Origin of the sequence: Brevibacillus fortis (genome assembly GCF_046196545.1) — a bacterium.
GTDB classification, from domain to species: Bacteria; Bacillota; Bacilli; order Brevibacillales; family Brevibacillaceae; genus Brevibacillus; species Brevibacillus fortis_A.
Map to the genome: position 1 here is coordinate 254,507 of NZ_CP176370.1, position 24,824 is coordinate 279,330.

Genomic DNA, 24,824 nt, shown 5'->3' on the forward strand with positions numbered 1-24,824 from the left:
AAGGAGGGTAAGGAATGCGTATCGACCCTAGCAAATTAGAGCTCGAAGAAAAAGTAGTCTCAGTTAACCGTGTAGCAAAAACGGTTAAAGGTGGACGTCGCATGAGCTTCAGCGCCTTGGTTGTTGTGGGAGACCGTAACGGCCACGTAGGTGCTGGTATGGGTAAAGCTCAAGAAGTTCCAGACGCTATTCGCAAAGCGATTGACGATGCTAAGAAAAAATTGATTCGTGTACCGATGAGAGGGACAACTGTCCCACACCAAGTACTGTGCCAATTTGGCGCAGGTAAAGTTCTCATCAAGCCTGCTGCCCCTGGTACAGGAGTTATCGCTGGTGGACCTGTTCGTGCCGTACTCGAACTGGCTGGTGTAGGCGATATTTTGAGTAAGTCTCTTGGTTCCAACAATCCTATCAACATGGTCAACGCTACGCTGGAAGGCCTCGGCCGTCTGAAAACAGCGGAAGATGTCGCGAAATTGCGCGGTAAGACTGTTGACGAGTTGTTGGGTTAATAAGGAGGGAATGAAAATGGCAAAATTGCAAATCACCCTCAAACGCAGCTTGATTGGTCGCACTGTTGACCAACAAGACACTGTAAAAGCTCTGGGTCTTCGTAAAATCAACTCCACTGTAGTGAAGGAAGATAACGCTGCAATCCGTGGAATGGTTTTCAAAGTGAAGCACTTGGTTGAAGTGAAAGAAGTAGAAGCTTAATTGATCATCTCAATTAGTTAGGAGGTGCAACGTATGAAATTGCATGAACTGCAACCTGCAGAAGGATCCCGTCACACTCGTAAGCGCATCGGTCGCGGTATTGGTAGCGGTACTGGCAAAACTGCTGGTAAAGGTCACAAAGGTCAAAACGCTCGTTCCGGTGGCGGTGTTCGCCCTGGTTTCGAGGGTGGTCAAAACCCATTGTACCGTCGTCTGCCTAAGCGTGGTTTCACTAACATCAGCCGCAAAGAATATGCGATTGTTAGCTTGGACGCGCTGAACCGTTTCGAAGAGGGCACTGTAGTAACACCTGAACTGTTGAAAGAAACTGGTGTTATCAGTGCGCTGCGCGATGGTGTTAAGGTTCTTGCTAACGGTGAACTGACTGTGAAGCTGACTGTAAAAGCTCACAAGTTCTCCGGAGCTGCTGCTGAGAAGATCGCTCAAGTCGGTGGAACAACCGAGGTGATCTAATGTTAGCGTCCTTAACTAACATTTTTAAGATTAGCGACTTACGTAGTAAGATCCTTTTTACGCTCATGATGCTGGTTGTTTTCCGGATCGGAAGCTTCGTGCCAGTTCCTAACGTAAACGTCGAGTTGTTTCAGCAGAACACAAACCAATTACTGGGCTTGTTGAACACCTTCTCGGGTGGAGCACTGCAAAACTTCTCGATTTTTGCCATGGGTATCATGCCGTACATTACGGCATCGATTATCATGCAGCTGATGTCCATGGATGTTGTGCCTAAGCTTACGCAATGGGCTCGTGAAGGGGAAGTTGGCCGTCGCAAGATTGCCACCGTTACCCGTTACGCTACCATCATCCTTGGTTTGATTCAGTCTGTAGGGATGACGATTGGATTCAACAATATGGCGCCTGGATTGCTAAACGACACGTCGGTTAGTAGCTATGCACTCATTGCGTTGACTTTGACAGCTGGGACCGCATTCATGATGTGGATGGGGGAACAGATTACGGAGAAGGGTATCGGTAACGGGATTTCGATCCTGATCGTTGCCGGGATCGTTGCTGGATTGCCTAATGCAGCTGCGACGATTTACACCACGATGTTTGGTGATCCATCTGTAAACATCTTTTTCAGCATCGTCAAGGTTCTGCTTATCCTATTGGTGGTCCTCGCCATTATTGTCGGGGTTATCTTTATGCAGCAAGGTCTTCGTAAGATTCCAGTGCAATATGCGAAACGAGTGGTTGGACGCAAAATGTACGGTGGTCAATCTACCCACATTCCGCTCAAAATCAACTCTGCTGGTGTTATTCCTGTTATCTTTGCGGTATCGCTGGTAATGTTCCCGTCAACGATTGCTCAGTTCTGGGTGGATGCATCTGGACAAGGATTTGCTAACTGGATTTATGAGAACTTCCAAGTCAACAAACCATTAGGAATGACGCTCTACGCTATCTTGATTCTCGGATTCACCTACTTCTACACATTTGTACAGATCAACCCTGTACAAATGGCAGAAAACATGAGAAAAAATGGCGGTTACATTCCTGGTATCCGACCTGGTAAAAACACTGAGGTATTCATTACTCGTACATTAAACCGGTTAACATTGGCGGGCGCTTTGTTCCTTATGACAATTGCCATTTTGCCATTCTTCTTCGGTAGTATTGCAAACTTGCCGCAATCCATTTTCATCGGCGGTACATCGCTCTTGATCGTGGTCGGGGTATGCTTGGATACAATGAAGCAGATTGAAAGTCAAATGATCAAACGCCACTACCAAGGGTTTATCAAGTAATGACTTAGATGTTTACAGAAAAGCTTCTGTAGCTTTTTGATGGGACGGAGGGAATGGACGTGAATATAATTCTGATGGGACTGCCTGGAGCCGGTAAAGGGACACAGGCAGAACGTATCGTAAAAGAGTTTGACATCCCGCACATTTCGACTGGCGACATGTTCCGAGCTGCGGTCAAAAACGAAACTCCGCTCGGACTAGAGGCTAAATCCTACATGGATAAAGGTGATCTCGTCCCAGACGAAGTCGTCATTGGTATTGTGCGGGAGCGCCTTTCGATGGAAGACTGCGCAAAGGGATTCCTCCTAGATGGTTTTCCACGCACAGTTCCTCAGGCGGAAGCGTTGACAGCTACAGTAAAAGAGCTGGGACGCGAAATTGACCATGTAATTAACATCAACGTTCAACGCGAGCAATTGATTGAACGTCTGACCGGTCGCTGGATCTGCCCTGTTTGCGGTGCTAGCTATCACACGATGTTCAATCCTCCAAAAGAGGCTGGCGTATGTGATAAAGATGGTGGTAAGCTGTATCAGCGTGAAGACGACAAGATCGAAGTGGTAACACAACGCCTTGACGTAAATATCGCTCAAACACAGCCACTTATCGACTACTACTCCGCACAGGAACTTCTGCGAGATATCGATGGAGAACAAGATATCCAGGTAGTATTTGCGGAAATTAAGTCTTTGTTGCGAGGGTAATTGCGAATGATTATCCTAAAGTCGAAAGCAGAACTTGAGGTTATGCGCGAAGCTGGTCGTATCGTCGCACTCACCCATCAAGAACTGGCCAAGGCGATCAAGCCTGGTGTCACGACGAAGCAGCTAGACGAAATTGCCGAGACCTTTATTCGAAGCATGGGAGCAATTCCATCGTTTAAAGGCTATGGTGGCTTTCCAGGAAGTATCTGTGCTTCAGTCAATGAAGAACTCGTACACGGGATCCCAGGTGAACGGGCGTTGCAAGAAGGAGACATTATCAGTATCGACATTGGTGCTCAGTTTCAGGGTTACCATGGCGACTCCGCTTGGACGTATCCGGTCGGTATGATTTCAACAGAAAACCAGAAGCTGCTCAGAGTAACGGAAGAGTCGTTGTACAAGGGGCTTGAAAAAGCTTTTCCGGGTGGACGTTTATCCGATATCTCTCATGCGATTCAGGTTCATGCAGAAGCTGCCGGCTTCACACTCGTTCGCGAGTATGTGGGGCATGGGATCGGGCAAAACTTGCACGAAGATCCGCAGGTTCCTAACTACGGCCCTCCTGATCGAGGACCGCGGTTAAAACCAGGCATGGTGTTGGCAATTGAGCCAATGGTAAATGCCGGCGAACGTTATGTCCGCACATTGGAGGACAATTGGACGGTAGTAACAGTGGATCGGAAAACTTGTGCTCATTTTGAACACACCATCGCGATTACGGAAGATGGCTATGAGATTTTTACACGGACATAAAAACGGTAGTTCCGAATGCTTCGGGATTGTCGTCCAACGTGTCGACGATAAGTTCGTTGTGTGATCATTTCGCAAAACTCATGGTCCGACTGAAGAGCAGAAGAAAGGAGAGTTTACCATGGCAAAAGATGATGTAATTGAGGTGGAAGGTACGGTAATCGAACCTTTGCCAAATGCTATGTTTCGAGTAGAATTAGAGAATGGACATAAAGTCCTCGCTCACGTCTCTGGAAAAATCCGCATGCACTTTATCCGTATCCTGCCGGGGGATAAAGTAACTGTTGAACTGTCGCCGTACGACTTAACCCGCGGACGTATTACGTACCGCTATAAATAGTAAGCAAAACCCCTAGAAAAGGGAGGCAAGAACCATGAAAGTGAGACCTTCGGTTAAACCGATCTGCGAGAAATGCAAGGTTATCCGTCGCAAAGGTAACGTAATGGTTATTTGTGAAAATCCGAAGCATAAGCAAAAACAAGGGTAAACAAGGAGGTGCTTTTGACACATGGCACGTATTGCAGGCGTAGACTTGCCGCGCGAAAAACGCGTTGAAGTTGCTCTTACCTACATTTTTGGTATTGGCCGCCCCACGTCTCAAAAAATTCTGTCCTCTACTGGCGTAGACGCGAACACTCGTGTTCGCGATTTGACAGAAGACGAAGTAAACAAACTTCGTGAGTACATTGACAAAACTGTGAAGGTGGAAGGTGACCTCCGTCGTGAGATCTCCCTCAACATCAAGCGTCTGATGGAAATCGGTTGCTTCCGTGGCATCCGTCATCGTCGTGGACTTCCAGTTCGCGGTCAACGTTCTAAAACAAATGCTCGTACGCGTAAAGGTCCACGCCGTACAGTAGCAAACAAGAAGAAGTAAAGGAGGGTAATCTGACATGGCGAAAAGAAAACAAGCTACAGCAACTCGTACCCGTCGTCGTGACCGTAAGAATGTTGAAGTCGGCGTAGCACACATCCGTTCTACTTTCAACAATACGATCATCACTATCACGGATCCACACGGTAACGCGATCTCTTGGTCCAGTGCTGGTTCCCTCGGCTTCAAAGGCTCCCGTAAAAGCACTCCATTTGCTGCGCAAATGGCTGCTGAATCGGCTGCACGCGTTGCTATGGAACACGGTATGCGTTCCCTTGAAGTATCAGTAAAAGGCCCAGGTGCTGGTCGTGAAGCTGCGATCCGTTCCCTGCAAGCTACTGGTCTTGAAGTGAACATGATTAAAGACGTGACGCCAATTCCGCACAACGGTTGCCGTCCACCAAAACGTCGCCGCGTGTAACTGGTTTATATCGTTCAGAACATGTCCATACTAGAATGGTAAATTCTGATTTATAGCTTGTCATGCACGCAAACGGTAAACCGCCGGGGAAATTCCTGAGTGGGCACGTATGCGGCCCACCCCAGGATTTCGACGTTTTGAAGGAGGGTTTGTTTAATGATAGAAATAGAAAAACCAAAAATCGAGGTTGTGGAAGTTAGCGACGACAACTCGTATGGAAAGTTTGTTGTAGAACCTCTAGAGCGCGGATACGGAACTACCCTTGGCAACTCGCTGAGACGAATTCTTCTTTCGTCCTTGCCAGGCGCGGCAGTTCGTACTGTTCAAATCGATGGGGTTCTTCACGAATTCTCCACGATTGAAGGCGTCGTTGAAGATGTAACCGAGATCATCCTGAACATCAAAGGCTTGGCGCTGAAGATCCATTCCGATGAAGAAAAAGTAATCGAGATCGATGCAGAAGGCGAAGGCGTTGTCAAAGCGGGAGATATCCGTGCTGACAGTGATGTGGAGGTCTTAAACCCTGATCTTCATATTGCAACGTTGGCCAATGGCGGTCGTCTGCATATCCGCATGACAGCTGGACGTGGTCGTGGTTATGTTCAATCTGACGGAAACAAATCTGAGGATCTGCCTATTGGTGTGATTCCGATTGATTCGATCTACACGCCGATCAAACGCGTTAACTATCAAGTGGAAAATACCCGTGTAGGGCAAATGACCAACTATGACAAGTTAACACTTGAGGTTTGGACTAACGGTAGCATCAGTCCGGAAGAAGCCGTGAGTCTCGGCGCAAAAATCATGACGGAGCACCTGAACCTGTTTGTCGGTCTGACTGACGAGGCGAAGGATGCAGAAATCATGGTAGAGAAGGAAGAGGACAAGAAAGAGAAAGTCTTGGAGATGACTATCGAAGAGCTCGATCTTTCCGTTCGTTCCTACAACTGCTTGAAGCGTGCCGGTATTAATACCGTGCAAGAGCTGACGCAGAAGACCGAAGAGGACATGATGAAAGTACGCAATCTGGGGCGCAAATCTCTTGAAGAAGTTCAAGAAAAGTTAGCTGAACTGGGCCTGTCCCTGCGCAGCGACGATTAGAATAGCAAACCAAGAAGCAAACTTTTGTTCTCTCGATTAAGAGGGAGGTAAACCACATGGCACAACGTAAATTGGGTCGTCGTAGCTCAGCTCGTAAAGCGCTGTTCCGCGACTTGGTAACAGACCTGATCATCAACGAGCGCATCGAAACTACAGAGATGAAGGCGAAAGAACTGCGCCCAATCGCTGAAAAAATGATCACGCTCGCGAAACGTGGCGATCTGCATGCTCGCCGTCAAGTTGCTGCTTTCGTTCGCAAAGAAGTTGCGAATGCTGAAGGCCGTGATGCTGTTCAAAAACTGTTCGATGAAATCGCTCCTCGCTTCAAAGAGCGCAACGGTGGATACACTCGTATCCTGAAAACCGGCCCTCGCCGTGGCGACAATGCTCCAATGGCGTACATCGAATTCGTTTAATACATGTAAACTGGTCGTTTACTCAGGTTTTAAGCCTGGTAGATTACCGCGAAAAGGGTGGGGGCAGATCTGGTCATAGGCTGGACTCTGATTCAACCCTTTTTTCCTTTCTCATCGAAATCCTGTTAGTCAGTTCCCTGTGAAGGCTGGGGAGGTTGTGAATGCCTCATGAATGAAGATAACCTGCTGGCATTGCGAGATGTTTCTTATTCCTACGATGGTGAGGATGGCCAACGGGTTCCGGTTTTACAAGGTGTTGACCTTACCATTCAAAAAGGTTCCTTTGTATCCGTATTGGGTCACAACGGTTCCGGCAAATCAACGATGGCAAAGCTGATGAATGCTCTGTTGCTTCCAGAAGGGGGTACAGTGCTGATCAGTGGAATGGATACGAAAGATGGGGAGCTGCTTTGGGAAATCCGACGACATGTTGGCATGGTCTTTCAGAACCCGGACAATCAGATTGTTGGGGCTACAGTGGAAGATGATGTCGCCTTTGGCCTAGAAAACATGGGTGTGGCCCCCAAAGAGATGCGAGATCGTATTGATGAGGCGCTCGTTTCTGTAGGGATGGAATCTTACTTACAGGCACAACCACATCGTCTGTCTGGGGGTCAAAAGCAACGAGTGGCGATCGCAGGGATTATGGCGATGCGTCCTTCTGTCATCATCTTGGATGAAGCGACAGCGATGCTTGATCCACAAGGGAGAATGGAAGTGCTGAATCTGGCTCGTCGACTGAACCGCGACGAGGGACTCACGATCATTAACATTACCCATTTTCCGGAAGAAGCCGTCTATTCGGATAAGGTCATCGTCATGAATGCGGGTGAAGTCCTGATGGAGGGTAAGCCGAGTGAGGTGTTTAATGAAGTAGATCGATTGAAACAGGTGGGACTGGATGTGCCATTTGCCGTTCGACTGCGCCACGCACTTCATTCCAAAGGGATTGATTTACCGTTTGTCCTGCATCAAGAGGAGCTGGTGGAGCACGTATGCAAATTACTTTTGACCAAGTAAGCCATATCTACGCAAAGGGAACACCGTTCGAACGAGTTGCCTTACACAATATTTCGCTGACGATTCCATCCGGTTCGTTTGTCGGAATTATTGGCCACACAGGCTCGGGTAAGTCAACGCTGATTCAGCACTTGAACGGGTTGCTGATGCCTAGTACAGGGCAGATTATCCTGGGTGATGCGGTCATTACTCCAAAGCGGCGGTTACCCCATGCTCAAAGGCGCGATATTGGGCTCGTCTTTCAATATCCTGAACATCAGTTGTTTGAAGAAACGGTTGCGAAGGATGTTGCTTTTGGACCGCTCAATTTTGACTTGCCAACAGAAATGGTGGAAGCACGCGTGAAGGAGTCCCTTGAAATTGTCGGCTTGGATTATGCCACGATCAAGGATCGCTCGCCGTTTCATTTGAGTGGCGGGCAAATGCGACGTGTTGCTTTGGCTGGTGTTCTTGCCATGCAGCCGAAGGTTCTGGTATTGGATGAACCAACTGCGGGTCTTGATCCTGCGGGACGAGTGACGATTCTGGAAGGGATCTACCGGATTCATCGGGAACAAAACCTTACGACACTATTGGTCACGCACAGCATGGAAGAGGCAGCCCGCTATGCAGACTATTTGCTTGTGATGGCACAAGGCCAAGTAGCTTTGCAGGGGAAGCCGGAGGAAGTATTCATGCATGTGGATCGTCTCCGAGAGCTGTCTTTGGATGTACCGGAAACGGTGGCTCTCGTATCGCAAATGAATCAAATGCTGCCGGACAAGGCTAGCCTGCCGACCTCCCTTTATCGGGAGGAAGAGCTGATTGCCCATCTGCTGGAACGACTGTCCGTACCAAAGGAGGGCTAGGCATGCTGCAGAATATCGCAATTGGTCAATACGTACCAGGGCAATCTTTTTTACATCGTGCAGATCCGCGAAGCAAGCTTCTCTTCATCATCCTTTTTGCTACCTTGATTTTTCTGGCTAACAATACGGTAACGTACGCCATACTGATTGGTTTTACCTTGTATGCTGCACTTCTTTCTAGGCTTTCATTGTCCTATATATTAAAAAGCTTGAAGCCAGTCTGGATCCTGATTTTATTTACCGTCGTCTTGCATATTTTTATCACAAAAGGCGGAACGGTTTACATTCAGTGGGGATGGTTTACAGTAGAGGAGGAAGGGGTTCGCCAGGCGATCTTCATTTCTTTGCGCTTGGGACTTTTGATTCTCATTAGTTCCTTGCTAACACTGACAACCTCTCCAATTGATTTGACAGAAGGGTTGGAGCGTTTACTAGGACCACTAGGGAAGATCGGCATACCGGTTCATGATATAGCCCTGATGATGTCAATTGCACTCCGGTTCATTCCGACCCTGATGGAAGAAACGGATAAAATCATCAAGGCGCAGACCGCCAGAGGAGCCAATTTCACCAGTGGAAGTCTCGTACGCAGAGCCAAGAACCTGATTCCGATCGCTATCCCATTGTTCGTTAGTGCGTTTCGGCGTGCAGAAGAGCTGGCTTTGGCGATGGAAGCGCGTGGCTATCGCGGGGGAGTGGGTAGAACGCGGCTGAATAAGCTGACGTTCACTTGGCGTGATGCAATCGTAGCTGTTGCGAGTGTGATCTTGGTAATCGTGATTGGATGGTGGCGTACATGAAGCGACTGCGATGTGTATTGGCATATGACGGAACTGACTTCAGCGGTTTTCAGGTACAGCCAGATCAAGTAACGGTCCAGGGTGAAATTGAAGCCGCATTGAATCGGGTTACCGGAGAGGATATCCAAGTCTTTGGTTCAGGCCGGACAGATGCGGGTGTTCATGCACGCGGTCAAGTGATTCACTTTGACACGTCGAGTAACATTCCAATGGATAAATGGCGGTTTGTGTTGAACAATCAGTTGCCTGATTCTATTGTCATTCGGACAGTTGAAGAGGTCGATGCCTCTTTTCATGCGCGTTTTGACGTGCAAGTAAAAGAATATCGATATTGTATCGACAACAATCCAGTGGCAGATGTTTTTCGACATCGTTATGCCGACCATGTCCGGTTTCCGTTAGATGTGGACGCGATGCAGCAGGCTGCTCATTACTTGGTGGGTGAACATGATTTTACTTCCTTTTGCTCGGCAAAGACATTCGTCGAGGACAAGGTTCGGACTGTGTACGGGCTCACCGTGGAAAAAATCGGAGACGAGGTATGGGTGACATGCCGAGGCAACGGTTTTTTGTACAACATGGTTCGAATTATTGTGGGGACTTTGGTTGAAGTAGGGCAAGGAAAAAGAAGCCCTGCTGAACTGAGGGAAATCCTCGCCGCATGTGATCGGGAAAAGGCAGGTAAGACAGCACCAGCCAAGGGTCTGACCATGTGGGAAGTTGTCTACTAGTTCTCAGATTTCCAACTATTAGACGAACGAGCAGCACTTGACTATGGGGCGTCTATGTAGTACGATATTCCTTGGTATTTTAACCCCGCCTAGCCCCACTCTAGCCCCGGGATTGAAAGACAAGATCGTGATTACATGGAACACCTGGAAGAGTTGCTCACCCGTAACAGCAATTATCTTCCATTGCAAGTTTCGGTTGTTTTGGTTATAAGTGTGTTAGGTAAGATATTTAGGAGGGACAAAAATGCGTACCACATATATGGCGAAACCGCTCGAAGTTGAGCGCAAATGGTACATCGTTGACGCTGAAGGCCAAACGCTGGGTCGTCTGGCGAGCGAAGTAGCTTCTATCCTGCGCGGAAAATTGAAACCAGAATTCACTCCTCACGTTGACGCTGGCGATTTCGTAATCGTACTCAACGCTGACAAAGTGAAGCTGACTGGTAACAAACTGAATGACAAAATTTACTACACTCACTCCCTGTATCCAGGTGGTTTGAAAAAGACCACTGCTGGCGCAATGCTGAACAAGAGACCAGATCGTATGTTCGAACTGGCGGTAAAAGGCATGCTGCCTAAAAACAGCCTGGGACGTCAAATGTTCACCAAGCTGAAAGTATACGCTGGAACTGAGCATCCACACGCAGCACAAAAACCAGAAGTTTGGCAAATTCGCGGTTAAGGTAAAGGGAGGAAATATACGTGGCACAAGTACAATACTACGGTACAGGTCGTCGTAAGCACTCCGTAGCACGCGTTCGCCTGGTTCCAGGTGAAGGTCGCATCGTGATCAACAAGCGTGAAATGGATACTTACTTTGGTTTGGAAACACTGAAATTGATCGTAAAACAACCACTCGTTCTGACTGAAACTCTTGGTCGTTACGATGTATTGGTTAACGTAAACGGCGGCGGAACCACTGGTCAAGCTGGTGCAATCCGTCACGGCGTTGCTCGCGCTCTGCTGAAAGCAGATCCGGAACTGCGCGGCGCTCTGAAACGCGCTGGCTTCCTGACTCGCGATCCTCGTATGAAAGAGCGTAAGAAATACGGCTTGAAAGCAGCTCGTCGCGCACCTCAATTCTCCAAGCGCTAAGAAGCTTGCTATATCAAGGATTATCGCCCTTGGCCTTCATTGGTCAGGGGCTTTAATTTTTCCCCTGAATGAGCCGTGACCATATTTTGACCATATTTGTATGGTCATAGCTCCATGAACTTCTCGAATCGGGATGCAGTTTGCTCTTTGACTGTTCGGGTAACGTGGGTGTAGATGTTCATAGTCATTTTGATATCGGAATGACCGAGGCGTTCCTGAACTTCCTTGATGCTTGCCCCGGCTTCAAATAAAAGGGAGGCATGTGAGTGACGTAATCCATGGACAGTAATTGGATGAAGGTTGTTGTTTTTGATAATCTCATCTAATTTGTCATTTGGATATGCGAGTCGAAGCGGGGATCCATCTTCACGAGTAAAAAGCATTTCATTATCTTTGGAGTGGAGATGTACAACTGACGCTCCAGATTGCCCTGTACGGTATTTTTTTAGCAATCCCACTGTAGTGTCATCTATGCTGATAAATCGCCTAGAAGCCGCTGTTTTGGACGTCAGAGTGATATACTGTCCTTTCTCATAGAATAATGTTTTGTTGAAATGAATAGTTCTGGCTTTAAAGTCAATGTCTGTCCAGCGTAAGGCAAGGATTTCTCCTTTTCGTCCACCGGTGTAAATTAGGAGATGGAACATTATATAATCCCGCATTGTACAATCTCGCTTCGCGCCCTCTAAAAATTCTTTAATCTCCTGCTTTTCCCAATAATTGCGTTCCGGTTCAGCTTCACTTACGATAAATTCCTCGTCTTTCCTCGGGATGATCACACCTTTTAATGGATTGTTTACTAGGATTTCTTTTGATATCGCATACTCAAATATTTGATTTGCATACATTTTCATGTTGTCGACCGATTTAATTTCTTCGGCAACCTTATTAATCACATCTTGGCAATAAGCCCTACTGATGTCCTTCATTTTTAATTTTCTAAAGTGGGGGAGAATGCGCTTGTTGAATTTCGATAGTACGGCTTTTCGAGTGCTGGGTTTATAGGTGCTTGAAATCGTCTCAAACCACTGTTTAAAGACTTGTTCAAAGGTAACGCTGCTCTTGTCCTCTGTAATGAACGTTCCTTCTGCTAGCTGCTGTTCTGTCCGAGCTGCATCTAATTGCGCCTCTTTCTTCGTTTTGAAACCTCTTTTAGTAGACGGCTTCTTTTTACCTGTTTCCGGATCGATTGTAGAGTAATACTTGTACATCCATCTTATTCCGTCTTTAGTCGTATACTTTTGAAAACTGGCCATAAAACCAACCCTTTCCGAATGTATGTTCGGTTTGTGATGTATAATAAACAGCCCAACGACGAGATTGTTAGGTTAATAAAAAAGATGGAATTCTTCCGGTATGCCGCAACGCAGGAGGAAGCAATTCTTTGTCTCGCCGTTTTCAGGCTGGGTATGTCCAATGATCAGCTTTATAGCAAACTGGTTTGCTTCTCGCTCGATTTTATCGACTGCAAATAGAGTATTTTTCCGTAAAAAGGGCGTGTTAACTCTAGGGTGTAGTATGTGATGAGCAAGCTCGTGAGCTAATGCGAATCTAGTCTCAAATTCATCCAGACGATTGTTAATGTGAATGCTCGGGATGCGATTCATGCAAGCATAATACCCATAGGTGTTCTTTCCTAAGTCTTCAAAAAGAACCGTAATATTTCTCTGAGCTGCTATTCTAAGGGGGTTATTGGTTCCGTGGGTTTTAATTAGCTGCGAAATAACTAGGTCTGTTTTGTCCATTAAATAACCCCCAGATGCTATTTGCGATGTTTCTTTGGTGTGAATTTCTTCTTAGCCATTTGTTTAGACATACGCAGGGTATTTTCTAAAGAAATTCGCAATAGTTCTCTGTCCTCTTCATCCATCGGTTCACCCATGAAAGCTAATGACGAATCATTTGTAAGGTCATTCATCATATTTTCTAGCTTAACGGCGATATCTTTTTCTTCCTTTCGTGTTAGGGAGTATGGGTTTACAGAGTCTTTTAGGTTACCAGATGTTCTGCTCTCAATGTCTGTACGACCAAGAAGATAATCAGTAGTTGTGTCTAAAATGTCAGCGATTTTCTGCAAGTCGCCACTCGTAGGAACAACCCTGTCATTTTCAATGTGTCCGAAATTGGAACGGCCCATTTCTAATTTGGTGGCTATATCTTGTTGAGTGAGCTTATGAGATTTCCTTAAAAACTTTATACGACTCCCTAGAGACATTCTAAACAACCTCCAATTTTTAAAAAGGGTATTTAAAATACTTGACGGTATTGAAAATACCATTTATAATTTGAAACAAATACAACAAGTGAGGTGAATATCGATTTGGCTACTCAAAAAAGACCAGAGCTAACTAATGCTAGAATTTCTAAAGGTCTATCAAGACCACAACTAGCTGAATTAGTAGGAGTCACTTTTGAGCACATTAAGAGTCTTGAATACGGTCGAGTTAATCCTAGTATCCCCTTAATGTTTAAGTTATGCGGTGTATTGGAATCAACTCCAGAACAACTATTTAAGGACATCGTGTGCACTTAAAGTGTATTTGTAATACCCAATTATTAGTTTATCTATACACAACGGTATTGTCAATACCCAAGCAAGGCATTTATTTTTTGGTATATTTGGGTATTTAAAATACTGTTTATAAAAGAAAGGAGAAACAAGTATTGAGTACTCAATCAGCCATCAGAGTGACAATCGACGATCAATACATTTATCAGCTTGTCGAAGAAAAGGTAAAGAGCGTGTTAAACGATAATGGCGTTGGCTGCTGGTGGGACTTGAAACGACTTGAAGCGGAGACTTGCAGAAAGCGCGATTGGCTTATCGAAAACATTTTGCTGAATCCTGAATTCAAGGAGGAAATGGCTGAAATATCGAATGGCCGTGAAAGTGGCAGGTGGATGTTTCGAGCGAAGGAAATGCAGGTGTTCTTAGATCAGCACTTCCATTATCTAAACGGGCGTAATGCCCAAAAAACTATTGCCTAATGTGGCTTAGACAGCCCGAAAGGAGGTGAGCAAAGGTATGCATAGACTTTCACTGCGAGAGGCTCGGCTAAACTGCCGAATGGAGCTGAAAGAAGTTTCCGAGAAAACTGGGATTCCCGTTCGAACTCTTAAACGCTGGGAAATTGATAGCGGGAGAGCAGAGTATGAATTGGTTGATAAACTCTTAATCTTGTATGGGTTCATTTCTTGGAATCATATCCATTTCGGTTCAGAATCCGAACTACTTGCACAGAGGCAAGCGGCACTAATGAATAATCAGGAACTAGCCTGAATTTGAAAGGGGGTGTAAAGAGGATGGAGAACCTAGCTACTCCAGCAGAAATGGTTGAGGATATTATGACTAATCCGGAGTTGCAGAGCCGGATCAGCGCAGAAGCATTTGCGGGGTTACTCGTGATGGCTAACATGCAAGAAAAAGAAAAAACCACCTGCTACCAACAGGTGGGGTAAGACGGTCATTTCCTAAGTATCTTGGCGGATAGGGGAAATGACAACCGAATCAACGGAGGACAAGCCTCGCTATTACCTATTATAGCGAATGTTGCAAATATGTATACATAAAAGTTTGTCCTCCTACAAATGGGGAGGGGTTAGTGTGGAAACATTTGAGGAGGCAGCTACGACGATCCTTGAATTGTCAAAAGGGGTAGGAGTGGATGTTATAACGTTTATCGTTCCAGGCAAAGGCCTTTCATTCCTAGAGTGGTGGGAAGCAGTTGTGTCCCGCATGACGCTGGCTGAATTAGAGGTATACATTGTTTCTGCTCCTCGAGGCTCATGCAATAGTGATCTAGTGCCTAAACTCAAAAATATAGCTATCAAGCAGCGTGATCTTCTTCGAGAAGAACAAGGAAAAGGAGTGGAGCTTTATGCATAATCCGGGCAATGTGCTTACTGAATTCAACAGTTTCATTACTTTGATGGATAAGGTGTGCGAGGAGCTGGGTTTGAAGCGTCTGGATTACTCCACTCCAGAAGAATTGTTTCAAGCAGTACTTGGTAGATACTCTGTGAAATATCTTTCGAACCTCGATGAAATGATGGGAGAAGATTATCTGCGGGACGATTTGCTCGGCATCATGCATCGAGCAGTACGTGCACGCATTGAAGAAAGCAGGCGATCAGCATGAGTAAGACAACAGCTCTTAGCCTATCTGAACGATATGCAGACATCTGCCGTAGAGCTGCAGACGGTGATCCATCTGCACGCGCGATCAAAATAATTACCGAGGCTGTCATAGAAGACAAAATTCACATCGATCAGTTAAGGCTGATTAGCGATGTAAACAAGAAAGACGGTCCAATAGCAGCATATGAACTGTTCTTAAAGTTTTATCAACAACCGCAACAAGAAGGGCCCGCGCTGACGGCAATGTAAAACAACAGAAATCGGCAACAAAGTAGGTGAGGATTCATGGCACGTCCCCAAAAAGAAGGGCTGGATTATTTTCCGCTAGATTTGGATATTGACCAGGACGATAAACTTGTGGTTCCAATTGCAAAATTCGGGATGCAGGGGTTTGGTATCATAATCAAACTCATGATGGAGATTTATCGAAACGGTTATTTCTATCACTGGAGCGAAAAGGAGCAATACGTGTTCGCAAGCAGAGTTAATGTTGACATTAACTTGATTATCGAGGTGGTTAATGAGTGCATTAAGTGGGGTTTTTTCCATCAGAAACTTTACGAAGATCACAATATTTTAACCTCTAAAGGATTCCAAAAACGTTACATCGAGGCAGCTAAGAGGCGGAAAGAGGTCGTGTTTGTCAACGAATACCTACTTGTCGATGTCGAAGAGCTATCACAAAAATTCAAAATCCCTATCCAAGTGGTTAATGTTACGGGAACAACAGTTAATGTACACATTTACCCAAGTAAAAGTGAATCAAGTGTGACAGAAACACCACAAAGTAAAGTAAAGGAAAGTAAAGGAAAGAATAAAAGAAACACCCCTCGACATACCAAAACGTATGCCGAGGACACCCTTGCTTTTAAAATTGCCGCTTACATGCACAAAAAGATCATGGAGTATGCGGAGGGGTTGGGTGTTGCCCATCTTGTTAGGAATGCCAACCTACAGAAGTGGGCAGATGAGTGTAGAAAGATTATTGAGCTTGATCAACGTGATAAGGACGAGGTAAGGCGACTCATTGATTGGGTTTCTGGTCATACATTCTGGCAGCGGCAGATATTAAGCCCGACTAATTTCCGAAAGCATTATGAGAAGTTAGGCATAGAAATGGCTGCTGCTCAGGTAGTAGGAGGCAATAAGACAACAGCAGGCGGTAAGGGTGAGCCATCACCTCAAGTCAATCTATCTGAATCACCAAAGGAAGAGTACGAACCGATGCCAGGGATGGGATTGGAATGATAACACTACCGCATTGTTCCCAAACAGAGATTGAAATTCTTGCATTGGCAATGTATAGCAAAGCAACTCTCGCTGATTTAAGCACACAAATTAAGCCTGACCAGTTTTACTTTCCAGACGCCGGAAAAGCATTCGATTTGTTGATCCGGTTGGATCAGGAGGGAAAACCAACCGATCCTGTTACTGCTGTTTCTGAATCAGATGACCCGACGGTTAATCAGACAATCATTCGAGCTTCATCGGAGTACGTAAGCGCTGAACGAGCGGAATACTTGGTCAAACGATTTCTTGAATACCACCAACGTAGGACCTATTTCAAGATCGGGAAAAAGCTCCAGGAACTGTCGTTGGATACCTCGATCAAACCCAGTGAGTTGACGGACGTCATAGAAAACGAAATGATGTCGATTCATTTCTCAGAGGAGAACCGGGAAATAATTGATCCAAAAACGGCAGCCATCGAATCCATGGATGATTTTTATACGAGGGAATCCAGTTCAGAGCCACTAGGTATTCAATTGAGCCGGACGCAAACCAACGGAACGATTTATGGGTTCCCGGGGATTGATAAATGCTTGTACGGTCTACAACCGGGCGACCTCATTCTCGTAGCTGGGCAATCCGGGGAAGGGAAGACCGCGCTTGCACAAAATATTGCGGCGTTGGCCTCTCTTTCTCAAGAATATCTCACGTATTACGAAAATACCGAAATGACTGCATCCCAAATGGTCACTCGTTTTGTGGCCCAAATGACAGGCATACCATTCGAGGAGATTTTTACGGGACGGTTACGAGGTACACCGGAGCAAATTGCACTAAAACGCAAAAACATAGAATTTGCCCATGAAAAATTTTCGAAATCAAACATCTACCTTTCAGAACTCCCTAGCCTTACTCTTGGACAGTCAAAGGGCTTGGCAAGGAAATTCAAGCACAAATACGGTCAACTTGATCTGCTTGTGATTGACTATGTTGGGCGGATGGAAATGGATGCGGAAATGAAGAAGGGTATGCAGGAATGGCAGGTAATGGCCAAGATCACAAAAGAGGCAAAGAAGCTGGCCCAACAATTAAGAGTACCGATTATCTTACTTGCCCAGCTCACCGAGGAAGGCAACCTTGAAGGGGCCAAAAAGATGATTAACGACACGGATGCTACCTTTTTCTTGGAGAGATTGACCGAAGAGCAAATCAAGGAGTTTCCGAGCGCTACTCATCGATTAAGAAAGAGAAAAGTACGTAGAGGCAGCACCGAGCGAGATATCCTACTCCAGTTTAACAAACCAATACAACGAATCTTTGAGGTGTATTACCAACAATAAGTCTGGTTGTAAAATTCTCGGGTTTTAGGCGAATTGGTTGTAATGACCTTTGTCAATATCCACTCAAATTATTCCAAAAATTATTCTAGGGAGGGAAAACCGTTGGACGAGCTCGTTTTCATCGAGAATGGAAAAGTAAGAACAGACAGTCTGTTGGTCGCTGAAAAGTTTGATAAAGCCCATGATAACGTATTGCGAGACATAAGAAACCTAGATTGTAGTGAGGAATTTCGACTCCTCAATTTTGAGGAGTCAATCTATACGAATGAAAGAGGGCGCGTTTATCCCAAGGTCGATATGACCCGAGACGGGTTTACCTTCTTGGTAATGGGTTATACCGGAAAGGACGCCGGACGGTTCAAAGAGGACTATATTAAAGCATTCAATTTGTTGGAGCAAACACTTCTCCAGCAGACTCAACCACAATTAACCACAATGGAGATTCTCGCCACTATCACCCAAAGGATGGCTCAACAAGAGCGTGAGGAAATGGAGAGAAAACGGCGGGAGGCAGATCGAGATCGGGAAGTGAAGTCTTTGCAAGAAGGATTTGAGACCATAACCGTCAATCTGACGGCTGTGCCAGATGCAGCCAAGATAGTCGATCTGATTAACGAATACTCTCGATGGACTCGAATGGGGCACAACGAAATATACAACCGCATTTATGACACGATGAAGGACCAGCATGGCATAAACGTCTTGGAGCGGGTGCAGCGGGAGCGGGACAAGATTAATGCAGATCGAATCAAAAGCATCGGCCGCCCATATGCCGAATCGACACTCAAAAAAATGGTCAACGGAATCGATGTCATGGTGCGAATGGGTGCGCTGGACAAGTTTCACTCTATTCTCGTCGGAATGTTAGCTAAAGCAAAAAGTGAACGAATTTTTAACTAAACCACTAAAGGAGCGGATTTATATGACAACAATTCAAATGATTGATTCTAGCGTAGAAGAAGTAAAGCATCTGTTTAAGGTAATGAAAACACATGGGGTAACATGCAGTTTGGAATTTAATCGATATAAAGGGAATGATCCGCTTATCGGTATCGCAGCAGTTGAGGTTGATGTTGAACTTCTGGAAGAGGGCGAAATAATTGTAAAAATGGGCGAAGCAGACTTTGCTTTCGAGCGGGAAAATCACTCATTCGGAAAATTAATTACTGACAGCCAAATTATGATAACCATCGCAGAAAATGACTCGGAGTATGTTGTGTGGTTCAATAGCGGCGTTGTTCCACCAGAAGGAATTGAGGAAGCAAAAAGCTATGACGACACAAAGAACGATGATGATATCGATGAACCAGAGTTCACGGAAGAAGAGAAAAAACTGGCCTACTTTATCAGAAGTCTCGATTTTGAAGCTGTGTTAGATGCTGTATCGGGAATCCATCGCGAAGTGGATCAAAGTAAGAATAAAGCAGCAACGCATTTACGAGCTGGGAGGATTAAAACAGCTAACGCATTCGATAAACGGGCTGCCAACTTGGAGCAACTGGCCTGCTTACTTGGGGAAGCCAACAAAGACTACAATGCACACGTTTGCCAAGTGGATTAATCCACTGTCTTCACCAATAAACAAGGAGGAACAAGCGATGAAATGTGCTTTTTGTGACGAAGAGATCGTGGGGGACAAGCCAGAGTGGATATTGGTAAGCAAGAAGCCATCTGTCGATCATTTTTGTACCTTGGGATGCCTGTTGGGGCATGTAGATGAAATGGCAATCGAAGCAGAAGAGAAACACGGATTGATTAATTAAATTGATAACGTGTATCCAGTGGCGCGGATCGAATGCATCTGGATACACAAGATCAATTATGTTAAATCACTCATCGATTTTGCCAAAAAAACTCCAAATTCCAATAGCCAAATAAAGGATACCGAATAAACCGGAATCCAGGCTAGTTATCATTAAATAAAGACCAAACAAGCAAATTACAATTGAAACTATTTTGAGTAAAGTTGTTTTTTTCATAAAACTCACCTATATACAGTATTTTACAAAAAAATGTATCACGAAATTTGTTTATTTACAAATTGCTCAATATGTTTAATCGTAATCCAACTCAGCAATTTCACGAGAGATTCTTTCTTCCGTTCGCAGTCTGTTAGCAATAATTTCTTTCAGTGAATCCTCACTGATAAAACGTACTGCCTCAGGTATAAGTTCTTTGGAAGGGAATTCAAAGATTTCAGCTCTCTCTACGAGTGCGTACCATACCTTAGGAATTTTGTTTTCTATAGCAAAACGGTATATATCTCTTGCTACTTCAAGTGGTACTTCTAAATCGATATGGATCCGTACAATTATTTGATTTCTAATTTGACGATGTAAACCATTTGTATGTTGGTACTGATAATACTTAGATTCGATAATTGAGGCAGCAGCATACACTTGTTCTTTATCCATAAATACCCCTATAAGAAGACCAATATAGTGTGGAGAGTTAGTCTACATGATCAGAAAATTTCACACAATGTGTAACTTGATAAACGTAATTAAGGAAAAGCCTATGATGAAACGATTAGATCAATCATCAGTTCTTTGAACAGGAGGACTGATCCAACAACTAATGTTGTTGTGAGTAGTAATTTGAGAAATACCAAGACTCTTGTGTGATTTCTGTAAAGAGAAAAAGCTATGGCTCCAAGTTCAATACAAATGATTACTATCCACCAATCAATAAATTTCATGGAAACACCTCATTCCAGAAGGTTAAACCACATTTTACCATATACTGCGAGGTGTTAACGCAATAGTTATGTAGAGAAATAAAAAAACCTTAAGCAAGAAATGCTTAAAGTTTAACTTAACTTCTTAGATTTTAATTCTTCAACTTCACGGGTAAGCACTGCAACTTGTCTTCTGAGTTCGTTTGATGGTTCTGTACATCGTCTTCCGATAATAATTGCTGTACACAGTAATGACCCTATAACACCGAGCAAAGTAACAAAAAAGAAGACATTTACTCCAAGCAAATGGACACCTCATTTTCATTTTTAACCATATTATTACAAGTTTAATTGAATGTATAGATCAGGAGGTTTTAAAAACTGAATAGATAGTTAGGAACAGCCCAGAAAGTCATTAGTCTGTCAGTTATGAAAGTAGTCATTTACGTTGCTTAACAAATCGGTAATTGTATTAAACGCTGACCTAATGCCCAGTCCAATCTTCGTTCATATACGGAAGGGCTAGTAAAAACAAAAAAATAACAGTAAGGGTAATTAACAATACGTATATCCATCTAGCTTGGAGAGACTCTGCATTCAGGATTAGAATCCATCCAATAAAAAGGATCAATATGATTGTCATAAGAGAGTGCTCCTTTCGAAAGGAATTACGAAAAATGGGGATTGTTGGTTACAAAACACAAGATTTGTTAAATGAGAATTAAGAAAAGGGTAGGCGGTGTAGGTGAACGATAAACTGATCGAACGTGTTTGCGAAAAATGTCCCGCTACTCAATGGGGCAAGAAATCGATCTGTAGTGTCCACAACCTCCACGTTGGTAAAATCGACACCTGCCCGGAGTGGGACAAGTATATTGTTAGCCAGCAAGGATTGAAGGATCACGATGGGCAGATCGCTTTCGTGGACCTGGAACCAGCAATGGAGTGGTTGCAACGAACGGAAGAAGAACTAAGAGACTATCACTTCATGTTGCGCGAAATAGACCGCTTGCAAGGGTATCTGGAGGACGCAGGAGAGGGTACAGTTGGTGCTTATGGAATTGACGCGTCTCAGCCAAAAGGGAAGGGCAAGAACGGAGATAAAACACATGCAGAGGTCGTGAGAAGGGAAAGAAAGTGGAAACGTCTGTCGAAGCTACAGGAAACCGTGAAACGTATTGATCAGGCAGTGGAAGGCATTACAGATGAAAAGGAAAAGACAGTCTTGGACGCGATTATGGACGGAGAGAAAAATAACTTCATAGCCCGACAGATCGGAGTTAGTAGGCAACGTTACTACGAGATAAAACGTTCTGTCATCATTAAAATGGCCTGGCTAATGTACGGCAACGATGAAGTCTCTTGAAAGGTTGACACTTTAGACAAAATGGACACTTTAGACGTTTTGTGCAGGCAAGTCGATAAAACTCTATACTAAGGCTACGCAAGATGAATAAGCCACTCTGGAAAATAACCGGGTGGCTTTTTGCATACATCAGCTTGGTCATATTCCCAAGGCTCTTGTGAATTTGGGGCCGCGGGTCCTTCCGGAGGGGTGGGCCCTATGCGGGTCTAATGAGCCCCGAGATCTGACCGAGTATAAGTCAAAAAAACCATTGTGCATGTTATGCATGGAGGAGGTGATTTCGGAATGGATATCAGCAAAGCAGTAAAAGAGATTGAAGGTAAGCTGTGTCTAAGTTCTACAGCGATATGTGAGGTGCTAGATATCCACCGAAATACGCTCCAGAACTACACAAAAGCAGGCTTGCCAAAGGTAAAAACAGGCTGGTTTGATTTGCGTGAGGTTATTCGCTGGCGAGCTGAACGTGAAGGTGCCAAAGCAAGCGGCGAAGACGAGTCACATGCACAAATGAAACTTCGATACGAAGCGGAGTTGAAGAGGGAACAGGCGGCAGCGGCCACTTTGAAGAATGCCATAGCAAACGGTGAATACGTAAAGCGAGATGACGTTGTGAGTGAGCTCCAACGTTTTTTTGTTACCCTGCGAAGGTCAATGGCAGGTCATAGCAGGAAGGTTGCAATGGAAATTGCACCATACGTTGAACCTGACCAGGTGCGTATCATCGAACAAAATATCACCGATACGACAAATGCGGTTTTGTTGCAGCTGTCCGTAAGAGGTGTGTACGATGCGAAAAAATGACTGGCCAGAGTGGCTGATGGACGCACTGCAGGTGCTGAAACCACCTGAAAAGCTAACCGTTTCCGAATGGGCGGATAAGTACAGAATTCTGGACACCAAAACATCAGCCGAGCCTGGTCAGTGGTCCACGGATCGTACACCGTATTTGCGTGGAATCTTGGATGCCTTCACTGATCCGCGCGTCGAAGAGATCATTTTCGTTAAGCCTACACAAGTTGGCGGTACAGAAGCTCTGAATAACATGCTTGGATTTATTGTGGCTCAGGACCCCAGCCCGGCTCTCATTGTTTATCCGACTCTCGAACTGGCGGAATATACTTCGAAAAATCGACTCCAGCCAATGATGCAGCTGAGCCCAGTCCTTGCAAACAAGTTTCAACAAGACGAAAGTAAGCTCCTTGAACTACAATTCGACGGGATGTATGCCATTATATCTGGGGCAAACAGCCCAGCCTCACTTGCAAGCCGTCCTATTCGCTTCTTGTTCATGGACGAGGTAGACAAGTACCCCAAGAATGCCGGGAAAGAAGCCGATCCACGATCCCTTGCCCGTGAGCGGACAAAAACGTTCGCATTCAACAAGAAGATTGTTCAGACTTCGACGCCAACGCTAAAGAATGGCCCGATCTGGCAAGCGTACGAAAAAGCGGACGTGAAATTGCAATACTACGTCCCATGCCCGCACTGTGGGCACTATCAAACGTTCAAGTTCAAGGGTGGAATCAAGTTCAACAAAGAGTTGCCTGCTGAGCAGATCCGACAGACAGCTTACTACGAGTGCGAAGAGTGTAAAGGGGCAATTCGAGACGCACACAAACCGACGATGCTTCGCAACGGTGAGTGGCGCGATTCTACAGGGGCTACTCGATTGGCCACTAAAACCGCCTTTCACTTGAATGCAATTTACAGCCCATGGGTGCGTTTCGGTGATGTTGCTTACGAATTCATTATCAGCAAGGGCGATTCTGAAACGCTCATGAACTTCATTAACAGCTGGTTGGCAGAGCCGTGGGAAAAAACACAGGTCAAGCTAAGTAGTGACACGGTTTTGAAGCGGACAAGCGGTTATGACGAGGGCGTTGTCCCAGATCGAACGATTTTCCTTACTGGCGGAGTGGACGTGCAAAAGGATCGATTCTACTACACTGTTCGGGCGTGGGGGGAGAAGATTACTAGCTGGAACGTCCGACATGGCTTCTGTGAAACGTGGGCAGAAATCGAAGACGTAATGAATGCTCTGTACCGATCAAAGGAAGGATTCGAGTATTATGTAAGTCTTTGCGCTATCGACTCTGGCTGGAATCCAGATGACACGTACGATTTTTGTGCAAGGAACAGCGAATGGGCTGTAGCGATAAAAGGGGCAAGTAATGAAATCCCAGCAAAATTCCGACTGACCAAGATCGACCGTGAAGAGAAAGGACTTTTTGGTATTTCTCTTTATTTGATCGACGGGGGCTATTACAAGGATCTGATTTCAAACCGTATTGCCCGCAAGCCGAATGAGCCAGGCGGATGGTACGTGTATGAGGGGTGTGATCGAGAATATGCCGAGCAAATAACAGCCGAGCATAAAGTCGAGATCAAACGAAACGGGAAAACAATCGATGTTTGGCAGCTAAAGACGTCCGGAGCGGATAACCACTATTTGGATACTGAGGTTTATGCAGCCTTTGCAGCTGATCGCCTTGGCATTCGATATTTGACATATGAGGAGCCGATCAAGGAAGAAACTCCGGCACCTAATCAGCAGGAAAAACGATCTGCGAATAACTGGGTAGGAGGTGACAAGTGGCTATGACACCGGAAGAAAGACTTGCTCGACTCCGCGAGCAACTGGAGCAATTGAACAAGGCAATTCTTGCGATTCAAAACGGGGCTCAAGAGTACAGTATTGGACCCAGAAGAATTAAAAAAGCTGACCTCGGACTGCTCTACAAAGAAAGGGATCGCCTGGAAAGAGAAATTGAAGTGCTTGAAAGCGGCGGCGGAATCTTCAAAGTTGCCGTCTTTGAAGGGAGGTAGTCG

General features: G+C 45.3%; 38 protein-coding genes. 34 read left to right on the plus strand and 4 right to left on the minus strand.

The window, feature by feature from the left end; all coding sequences use genetic code 11:
* Window positions 1–14: 14 nt before the first annotated feature.
* From rpsE to rpsI, 18 genes are all read left to right on the plus strand, one after another.
* A complete protein-coding gene (gene rpsE, locus ACKKE8_RS01490; RefSeq protein WP_064202922.1) occupies window positions 15–512 on the plus strand; it encodes a 30S ribosomal protein S5 in 498 nt (165 codons plus the stop codon).
* Window positions 513–528: 16 nt separating this feature from the next.
* Window positions 529–714 carry a 50S ribosomal protein L30 gene (gene rpmD, locus ACKKE8_RS01495; RefSeq protein ID WP_007716270.1) on the plus strand — a complete coding sequence of 62 codons (186 nt, stop codon included), beginning with the start codon at window positions 529–531 and terminating at the stop codon, window positions 712–714.
* Between the two features lie 33 nt (window positions 715–747).
* Window positions 748–1,188, plus strand: coding sequence for a 50S ribosomal protein L15 (gene rplO, locus ACKKE8_RS01500; RefSeq protein WP_055746223.1), 441 nt, complete (start codon window positions 748–750; stop codon window positions 1,186–1,188).
* A complete protein-coding gene (secY, locus tag ACKKE8_RS01505) occupies window positions 1,188–2,483 on the plus strand; it encodes a preprotein translocase subunit SecY (RefSeq protein WP_106841280.1) in 1,296 nt (431 codons plus the stop codon). The genes rplO and secY overlap by 1 nt, the downstream gene beginning before the upstream one ends.
* 59 nt (window positions 2,484–2,542) lie before the next feature.
* On the plus strand, window positions 2,543–3,187 hold the full coding sequence (locus ACKKE8_RS01510; RefSeq protein WP_409176627.1) for an adenylate kinase: 645 nt from the start codon (window positions 2,543–2,545) through the stop codon (window positions 3,185–3,187).
* Window positions 3,188–3,193: 6 nt separating this feature from the next.
* A complete protein-coding gene (gene map, locus ACKKE8_RS01515) occupies window positions 3,194–3,940 on the plus strand; it encodes a type I methionyl aminopeptidase (RefSeq protein ID WP_409176628.1) in 747 nt (248 codons plus the stop codon).
* A gap of 118 nt (window positions 3,941–4,058) precedes the next feature.
* Window positions 4,059–4,277: a translation initiation factor IF-1 gene (gene infA, locus ACKKE8_RS01520; RefSeq protein WP_003333772.1), complete on the plus strand. Its 219-nt coding sequence runs from the start codon at window positions 4,059–4,061 to the stop codon at window positions 4,275–4,277.
* Window positions 4,278–4,311: 34 nt separating this feature from the next.
* Window positions 4,312–4,425, plus strand: coding sequence for a 50S ribosomal protein L36 (gene rpmJ, locus ACKKE8_RS01525; RefSeq protein WP_003333770.1), 114 nt, complete (start codon window positions 4,312–4,314; stop codon window positions 4,423–4,425).
* A gap of 21 nt (window positions 4,426–4,446) precedes the next feature.
* Window positions 4,447–4,815: a 30S ribosomal protein S13 gene (gene rpsM / locus ACKKE8_RS01530; protein ID WP_017247056.1), complete on the plus strand. Its 369-nt coding sequence runs from the start codon at window positions 4,447–4,449 to the stop codon at window positions 4,813–4,815.
* A 16-nt stretch (window positions 4,816–4,831) separates the two neighbouring features.
* On the plus strand, window positions 4,832–5,233 hold the full coding sequence (gene rpsK, locus ACKKE8_RS01535; RefSeq protein ID WP_390306328.1) for a 30S ribosomal protein S11: 402 nt from the start codon (window positions 4,832–4,834) through the stop codon (window positions 5,231–5,233).
* A gap of 156 nt (window positions 5,234–5,389) precedes the next feature.
* On the plus strand, window positions 5,390–6,334 hold the full coding sequence (locus ACKKE8_RS01540; protein WP_017247057.1) for a DNA-directed RNA polymerase subunit alpha: 945 nt from the start codon (window positions 5,390–5,392) through the stop codon (window positions 6,332–6,334).
* Between the two features lie 56 nt (window positions 6,335–6,390).
* Complete coding sequence (gene rplQ, locus ACKKE8_RS01545) at window positions 6,391–6,750, plus strand: 50S ribosomal protein L17 (RefSeq protein ID WP_409176629.1); 360 nt, start codon at window positions 6,391–6,393, stop codon at window positions 6,748–6,750.
* 168 nt (window positions 6,751–6,918) lie between these two features.
* Window positions 6,919–7,770: an energy-coupling factor transporter ATPase gene (locus tag ACKKE8_RS01550; RefSeq protein ID WP_409176630.1), complete on the plus strand. Its 852-nt coding sequence runs from the start codon at window positions 6,919–6,921 to the stop codon at window positions 7,768–7,770.
* Entirely contained in the window at window positions 7,746–8,618 is an 873-nt protein-coding gene (locus ACKKE8_RS01555) for an energy-coupling factor transporter ATPase (RefSeq protein ID WP_409176631.1), read from the plus strand. Before ACKKE8_RS01550 ends, ACKKE8_RS01555 begins: the two co-directional genes overlap by 25 nt.
* Window positions 8,619–8,620: 2 nt before the next feature.
* Window positions 8,621–9,418: an energy-coupling factor transporter transmembrane component T family protein gene (locus tag ACKKE8_RS01560; protein ID WP_409176632.1), complete on the plus strand. Its 798-nt coding sequence runs from the start codon at window positions 8,621–8,623 to the stop codon at window positions 9,416–9,418.
* Window positions 9,415–10,149 (plus strand): tRNA pseudouridine(38-40) synthase TruA, encoded by a 735-nt coding sequence (gene truA, locus ACKKE8_RS01565; RefSeq protein ID WP_409176633.1) that lies wholly within the window; start codon window positions 9,415–9,417, stop codon window positions 10,147–10,149. Before ACKKE8_RS01560 ends, truA begins: the two co-directional genes overlap by 4 nt.
* Window positions 10,150–10,393: 244 nt before the next feature.
* A complete protein-coding gene (rplM, locus tag ACKKE8_RS01570; protein WP_007716295.1) occupies window positions 10,394–10,831 on the plus strand; it encodes a 50S ribosomal protein L13 in 438 nt (145 codons plus the stop codon).
* Window positions 10,832–10,851: 20 nt separating this feature from the next.
* On the plus strand, window positions 10,852–11,244 hold the full coding sequence (gene rpsI / locus ACKKE8_RS01575) for a 30S ribosomal protein S9 (protein ID WP_005828788.1): 393 nt from the start codon (window positions 10,852–10,854) through the stop codon (window positions 11,242–11,244).
* A gap of 104 nt (window positions 11,245–11,348) precedes the next feature.
* Here the strand turns inward: rpsI and ACKKE8_RS01580 are convergent, their stop codons facing one another.
* The 3 genes from ACKKE8_RS01580 to ACKKE8_RS01590 form a co-directional block, all read right to left on the minus strand.
* Entirely contained in the window at window positions 11,349–12,500 is a 1,152-nt protein-coding gene (locus tag ACKKE8_RS01580; RefSeq protein WP_409176634.1) for a tyrosine-type recombinase/integrase, read from the minus strand.
* Between the two features lie 72 nt (window positions 12,501–12,572).
* Window positions 12,573–12,989, minus strand: coding sequence for an ImmA/IrrE family metallo-endopeptidase (locus ACKKE8_RS01585; protein WP_409176635.1), 417 nt, complete (start codon window positions 12,987–12,989; stop codon window positions 12,573–12,575).
* Window positions 12,990–13,006: 17 nt separating this feature from the next.
* The gene (locus ACKKE8_RS01590) at window positions 13,007–13,459 is read right to left on the minus strand and encodes a helix-turn-helix domain-containing protein (RefSeq protein ID WP_409176636.1); all 453 of its coding nucleotides are present in this window, start codon (window positions 13,457–13,459) and stop codon (window positions 13,007–13,009) included.
* Between the two features lie 93 nt (window positions 13,460–13,552).
* On the opposite strand from ACKKE8_RS01590, the gene ACKKE8_RS01595 reads away from it, so the two are divergent.
* The 12 genes from ACKKE8_RS01595 (at window position 13,553) to ACKKE8_RS01650 (ending at window position 19,715) form a co-directional block, all read left to right on the plus strand.
* A complete protein-coding gene (locus ACKKE8_RS01595) occupies window positions 13,553–13,777 on the plus strand; it encodes a helix-turn-helix transcriptional regulator (protein ID WP_233220639.1) in 225 nt (74 codons plus the stop codon).
* 131 nt (window positions 13,778–13,908) lie between these two features.
* Complete coding sequence (locus ACKKE8_RS01600; protein ID WP_409176637.1) at window positions 13,909–14,232, plus strand: DUF771 domain-containing protein; 324 nt, start codon at window positions 13,909–13,911, stop codon at window positions 14,230–14,232.
* A gap of 37 nt (window positions 14,233–14,269) precedes the next feature.
* Complete coding sequence (locus ACKKE8_RS01605) at window positions 14,270–14,524, plus strand: helix-turn-helix domain-containing protein (protein ID WP_409176638.1); 255 nt, start codon at window positions 14,270–14,272, stop codon at window positions 14,522–14,524.
* A 23-nt stretch (window positions 14,525–14,547) separates the two neighbouring features.
* Window positions 14,548–14,703, plus strand: coding sequence for a hypothetical protein (locus tag ACKKE8_RS01610; protein ID WP_409176639.1), 156 nt, complete (start codon window positions 14,548–14,550; stop codon window positions 14,701–14,703).
* Between the two features lie 145 nt (window positions 14,704–14,848).
* Entirely contained in the window at window positions 14,849–15,130 is a 282-nt protein-coding gene (locus tag ACKKE8_RS01615; RefSeq protein WP_409176640.1) for a hypothetical protein, read from the plus strand.
* The gene (locus tag ACKKE8_RS01620; protein ID WP_409176641.1) at window positions 15,123–15,383 is read left to right on the plus strand and encodes a hypothetical protein; all 261 of its coding nucleotides are present in this window, start codon (window positions 15,123–15,125) and stop codon (window positions 15,381–15,383) included. The genes ACKKE8_RS01615 and ACKKE8_RS01620 overlap by 8 nt, the downstream gene beginning before the upstream one ends.
* The gene (locus ACKKE8_RS01625) at window positions 15,380–15,631 is read left to right on the plus strand and encodes a hypothetical protein (RefSeq protein WP_409176642.1); all 252 of its coding nucleotides are present in this window, start codon (window positions 15,380–15,382) and stop codon (window positions 15,629–15,631) included. The genes ACKKE8_RS01620 and ACKKE8_RS01625 overlap by 4 nt, the downstream gene beginning before the upstream one ends.
* 36 nt (window positions 15,632–15,667) lie before the next feature.
* Window positions 15,668–16,630, plus strand: a complete 963-nt coding sequence (locus ACKKE8_RS01630) for a DUF4373 domain-containing protein (protein WP_409176643.1) — start codon at window positions 15,668–15,670, stop codon at window positions 16,628–16,630.
* Window positions 16,627–17,952 carry a replicative DNA helicase gene (locus tag ACKKE8_RS01635; RefSeq protein WP_409176644.1) on the plus strand — a complete coding sequence of 442 codons (1,326 nt, stop codon included), beginning with the start codon at window positions 16,627–16,629 and terminating at the stop codon, window positions 17,950–17,952. Before ACKKE8_RS01630 ends, ACKKE8_RS01635 begins: the two co-directional genes overlap by 4 nt.
* 102 nt (window positions 17,953–18,054) lie before the next feature.
* Window positions 18,055–18,852 carry a Rha family transcriptional regulator gene (locus ACKKE8_RS01640; protein WP_409176645.1) on the plus strand — a complete coding sequence of 266 codons (798 nt, stop codon included), beginning with the start codon at window positions 18,055–18,057 and terminating at the stop codon, window positions 18,850–18,852.
* 22 nt (window positions 18,853–18,874) lie between these two features.
* Window positions 18,875–19,513: a hypothetical protein gene (locus ACKKE8_RS01645; RefSeq protein ID WP_409176646.1), complete on the plus strand. Its 639-nt coding sequence runs from the start codon at window positions 18,875–18,877 to the stop codon at window positions 19,511–19,513.
* A gap of 37 nt (window positions 19,514–19,550) precedes the next feature.
* On the plus strand, window positions 19,551–19,715 hold the full coding sequence (locus ACKKE8_RS01650) for a hypothetical protein (protein WP_409176647.1): 165 nt from the start codon (window positions 19,551–19,553) through the stop codon (window positions 19,713–19,715).
* A 291-nt stretch (window positions 19,716–20,006) separates the two neighbouring features.
* On the opposite strand, the gene ACKKE8_RS01655 is transcribed toward ACKKE8_RS01650, so the two are convergent.
* Window positions 20,007–20,366, minus strand: coding sequence for a hypothetical protein (locus ACKKE8_RS01655; RefSeq protein ID WP_409176648.1), 360 nt, complete (start codon window positions 20,364–20,366; stop codon window positions 20,007–20,009).
* A gap of 1,008 nt (window positions 20,367–21,374) precedes the next feature.
* On the opposite strand from ACKKE8_RS01655, the gene ACKKE8_RS01660 reads away from it, so the two are divergent.
* The 4 genes from ACKKE8_RS01660 (at window position 21,375) to ACKKE8_RS01675 (ending at window position 24,821) form a co-directional block, all read left to right on the plus strand.
* The gene (locus ACKKE8_RS01660; protein ID WP_409176649.1) at window positions 21,375–21,995 is read left to right on the plus strand and encodes a hypothetical protein; all 621 of its coding nucleotides are present in this window, start codon (window positions 21,375–21,377) and stop codon (window positions 21,993–21,995) included.
* A gap of 285 nt (window positions 21,996–22,280) precedes the next feature.
* Window positions 22,281–22,796: a hypothetical protein gene (locus tag ACKKE8_RS01665; protein ID WP_409176650.1), complete on the plus strand. Its 516-nt coding sequence runs from the start codon at window positions 22,281–22,283 to the stop codon at window positions 22,794–22,796.
* A complete protein-coding gene (locus tag ACKKE8_RS01670; protein ID WP_409176651.1) occupies window positions 22,783–24,597 on the plus strand; it encodes a phage terminase large subunit family protein in 1,815 nt (604 codons plus the stop codon). The genes ACKKE8_RS01665 and ACKKE8_RS01670 overlap by 14 nt, the downstream gene beginning before the upstream one ends.
* Window positions 24,594–24,821 carry a hypothetical protein gene (locus ACKKE8_RS01675; RefSeq protein WP_409176652.1) on the plus strand — a complete coding sequence of 76 codons (228 nt, stop codon included), beginning with the start codon at window positions 24,594–24,596 and terminating at the stop codon, window positions 24,819–24,821. Before ACKKE8_RS01670 ends, ACKKE8_RS01675 begins: the two co-directional genes overlap by 4 nt.
* The last annotated feature ends 3 nt before the right edge of the window (window positions 24,822–24,824 follow it).

Excerpts from the sequence above, each read along its gene's own strand:
- rpsE (WP_064202922.1), top strand. The coding sequence starts at position 15 with ATGCGTATCGACCCTAGCAAATTAGAGCTCGAAGAAAAAGTAGTCTCA.
- ACKKE8_RS01655 (WP_409176648.1), bottom strand. The coding sequence starts at position 20,366 with ATGGATAAAGAACAAGTGTATGCTGCTGCCTCAATTATCGAATCTAAG.
- infA (WP_003333772.1), top strand. The coding sequence starts at position 4,059 with ATGGCAAAAGATGATGTAATTGAGGTGGAAGGTACGGTAATCGAACCT.
- map (WP_409176628.1), top strand. The coding sequence starts at position 3,194 with ATGATTATCCTAAAGTCGAAAGCAGAACTTGAGGTTATGCGCGAAGCT.
- ACKKE8_RS01630 (WP_409176643.1), top strand. The coding sequence starts at position 15,668 with ATGGCACGTCCCCAAAAAGAAGGGCTGGATTATTTTCCGCTAGATTTG.
- ACKKE8_RS01590 (WP_409176636.1), bottom strand. The coding sequence starts at position 13,459 with ATGTCTCTAGGGAGTCGTATAAAGTTTTTAAGGAAATCTCATAAGCTC.
- ACKKE8_RS01665 (WP_409176650.1), top strand. The coding sequence starts at position 22,281 with ATGGATATCAGCAAAGCAGTAAAAGAGATTGAAGGTAAGCTGTGTCTA.
- rplM (WP_007716295.1), top strand. The coding sequence starts at position 10,394 with ATGCGTACCACATATATGGCGAAACCGCTCGAAGTTGAGCGCAAATGG.
- secY (WP_106841280.1), top strand. The coding sequence starts at position 1,188 with ATGTTAGCGTCCTTAACTAACATTTTTAAGATTAGCGACTTACGTAGT.
- ACKKE8_RS01605 (WP_409176638.1), top strand. The coding sequence starts at position 14,270 with ATGCATAGACTTTCACTGCGAGAGGCTCGGCTAAACTGCCGAATGGAG.
- ACKKE8_RS01555 (WP_409176631.1), top strand. The coding sequence starts at position 7,746 with ATGCAAATTACTTTTGACCAAGTAAGCCATATCTACGCAAAGGGAACA.
- ACKKE8_RS01650 (WP_409176647.1), top strand. The coding sequence starts at position 19,551 with ATGAAATGTGCTTTTTGTGACGAAGAGATCGTGGGGGACAAGCCAGAG.
- ACKKE8_RS01610 (WP_409176639.1), top strand. The coding sequence starts at position 14,548 with ATGGAGAACCTAGCTACTCCAGCAGAAATGGTTGAGGATATTATGACT.
- ACKKE8_RS01670 (WP_409176651.1), top strand. The coding sequence starts at position 22,783 with ATGCGAAAAAATGACTGGCCAGAGTGGCTGATGGACGCACTGCAGGTG.
- rpmD (WP_007716270.1), top strand. The coding sequence starts at position 529 with ATGGCAAAATTGCAAATCACCCTCAAACGCAGCTTGATTGGTCGCACT.
- ACKKE8_RS01580 (WP_409176634.1), bottom strand. The coding sequence starts at position 12,500 with ATGGCCAGTTTTCAAAAGTATACGACTAAAGACGGAATAAGATGGATG.
- ACKKE8_RS01550 (WP_409176630.1), top strand. The coding sequence starts at position 6,919 with ATGAATGAAGATAACCTGCTGGCATTGCGAGATGTTTCTTATTCCTAC.
- ACKKE8_RS01560 (WP_409176632.1), top strand. The coding sequence starts at position 8,621 with ATGCTGCAGAATATCGCAATTGGTCAATACGTACCAGGGCAATCTTTT.
- rpmJ (WP_003333770.1), top strand. The coding sequence starts at position 4,312 with ATGAAAGTGAGACCTTCGGTTAAACCGATCTGCGAGAAATGCAAGGTT.
- ACKKE8_RS01635 (WP_409176644.1), top strand. The coding sequence starts at position 16,627 with ATGATAACACTACCGCATTGTTCCCAAACAGAGATTGAAATTCTTGCA.
- rplO (WP_055746223.1), top strand. The coding sequence starts at position 748 with ATGAAATTGCATGAACTGCAACCTGCAGAAGGATCCCGTCACACTCGT.
- ACKKE8_RS01675 (WP_409176652.1), top strand. The coding sequence starts at position 24,594 with ATGACACCGGAAGAAAGACTTGCTCGACTCCGCGAGCAACTGGAGCAA.
- ACKKE8_RS01585 (WP_409176635.1), bottom strand. The coding sequence starts at position 12,989 with ATGGACAAAACAGACCTAGTTATTTCGCAGCTAATTAAAACCCACGGA.
- ACKKE8_RS01625 (WP_409176642.1), top strand. The coding sequence starts at position 15,380 with ATGAGTAAGACAACAGCTCTTAGCCTATCTGAACGATATGCAGACATC.
- ACKKE8_RS01645 (WP_409176646.1), top strand. The coding sequence starts at position 18,875 with ATGACAACAATTCAAATGATTGATTCTAGCGTAGAAGAAGTAAAGCAT.
- ACKKE8_RS01620 (WP_409176641.1), top strand. The coding sequence starts at position 15,123 with ATGCATAATCCGGGCAATGTGCTTACTGAATTCAACAGTTTCATTACT.
- rpsM (WP_017247056.1), top strand. The coding sequence starts at position 4,447 with ATGGCACGTATTGCAGGCGTAGACTTGCCGCGCGAAAAACGCGTTGAA.
- truA (WP_409176633.1), top strand. The coding sequence starts at position 9,415 with ATGAAGCGACTGCGATGTGTATTGGCATATGACGGAACTGACTTCAGC.
- rpsK (WP_390306328.1), top strand. The coding sequence starts at position 4,832 with ATGGCGAAAAGAAAACAAGCTACAGCAACTCGTACCCGTCGTCGTGAC.
- ACKKE8_RS01540 (WP_017247057.1), top strand. The coding sequence starts at position 5,390 with ATGATAGAAATAGAAAAACCAAAAATCGAGGTTGTGGAAGTTAGCGAC.
- rplQ (WP_409176629.1), top strand. The coding sequence starts at position 6,391 with ATGGCACAACGTAAATTGGGTCGTCGTAGCTCAGCTCGTAAAGCGCTG.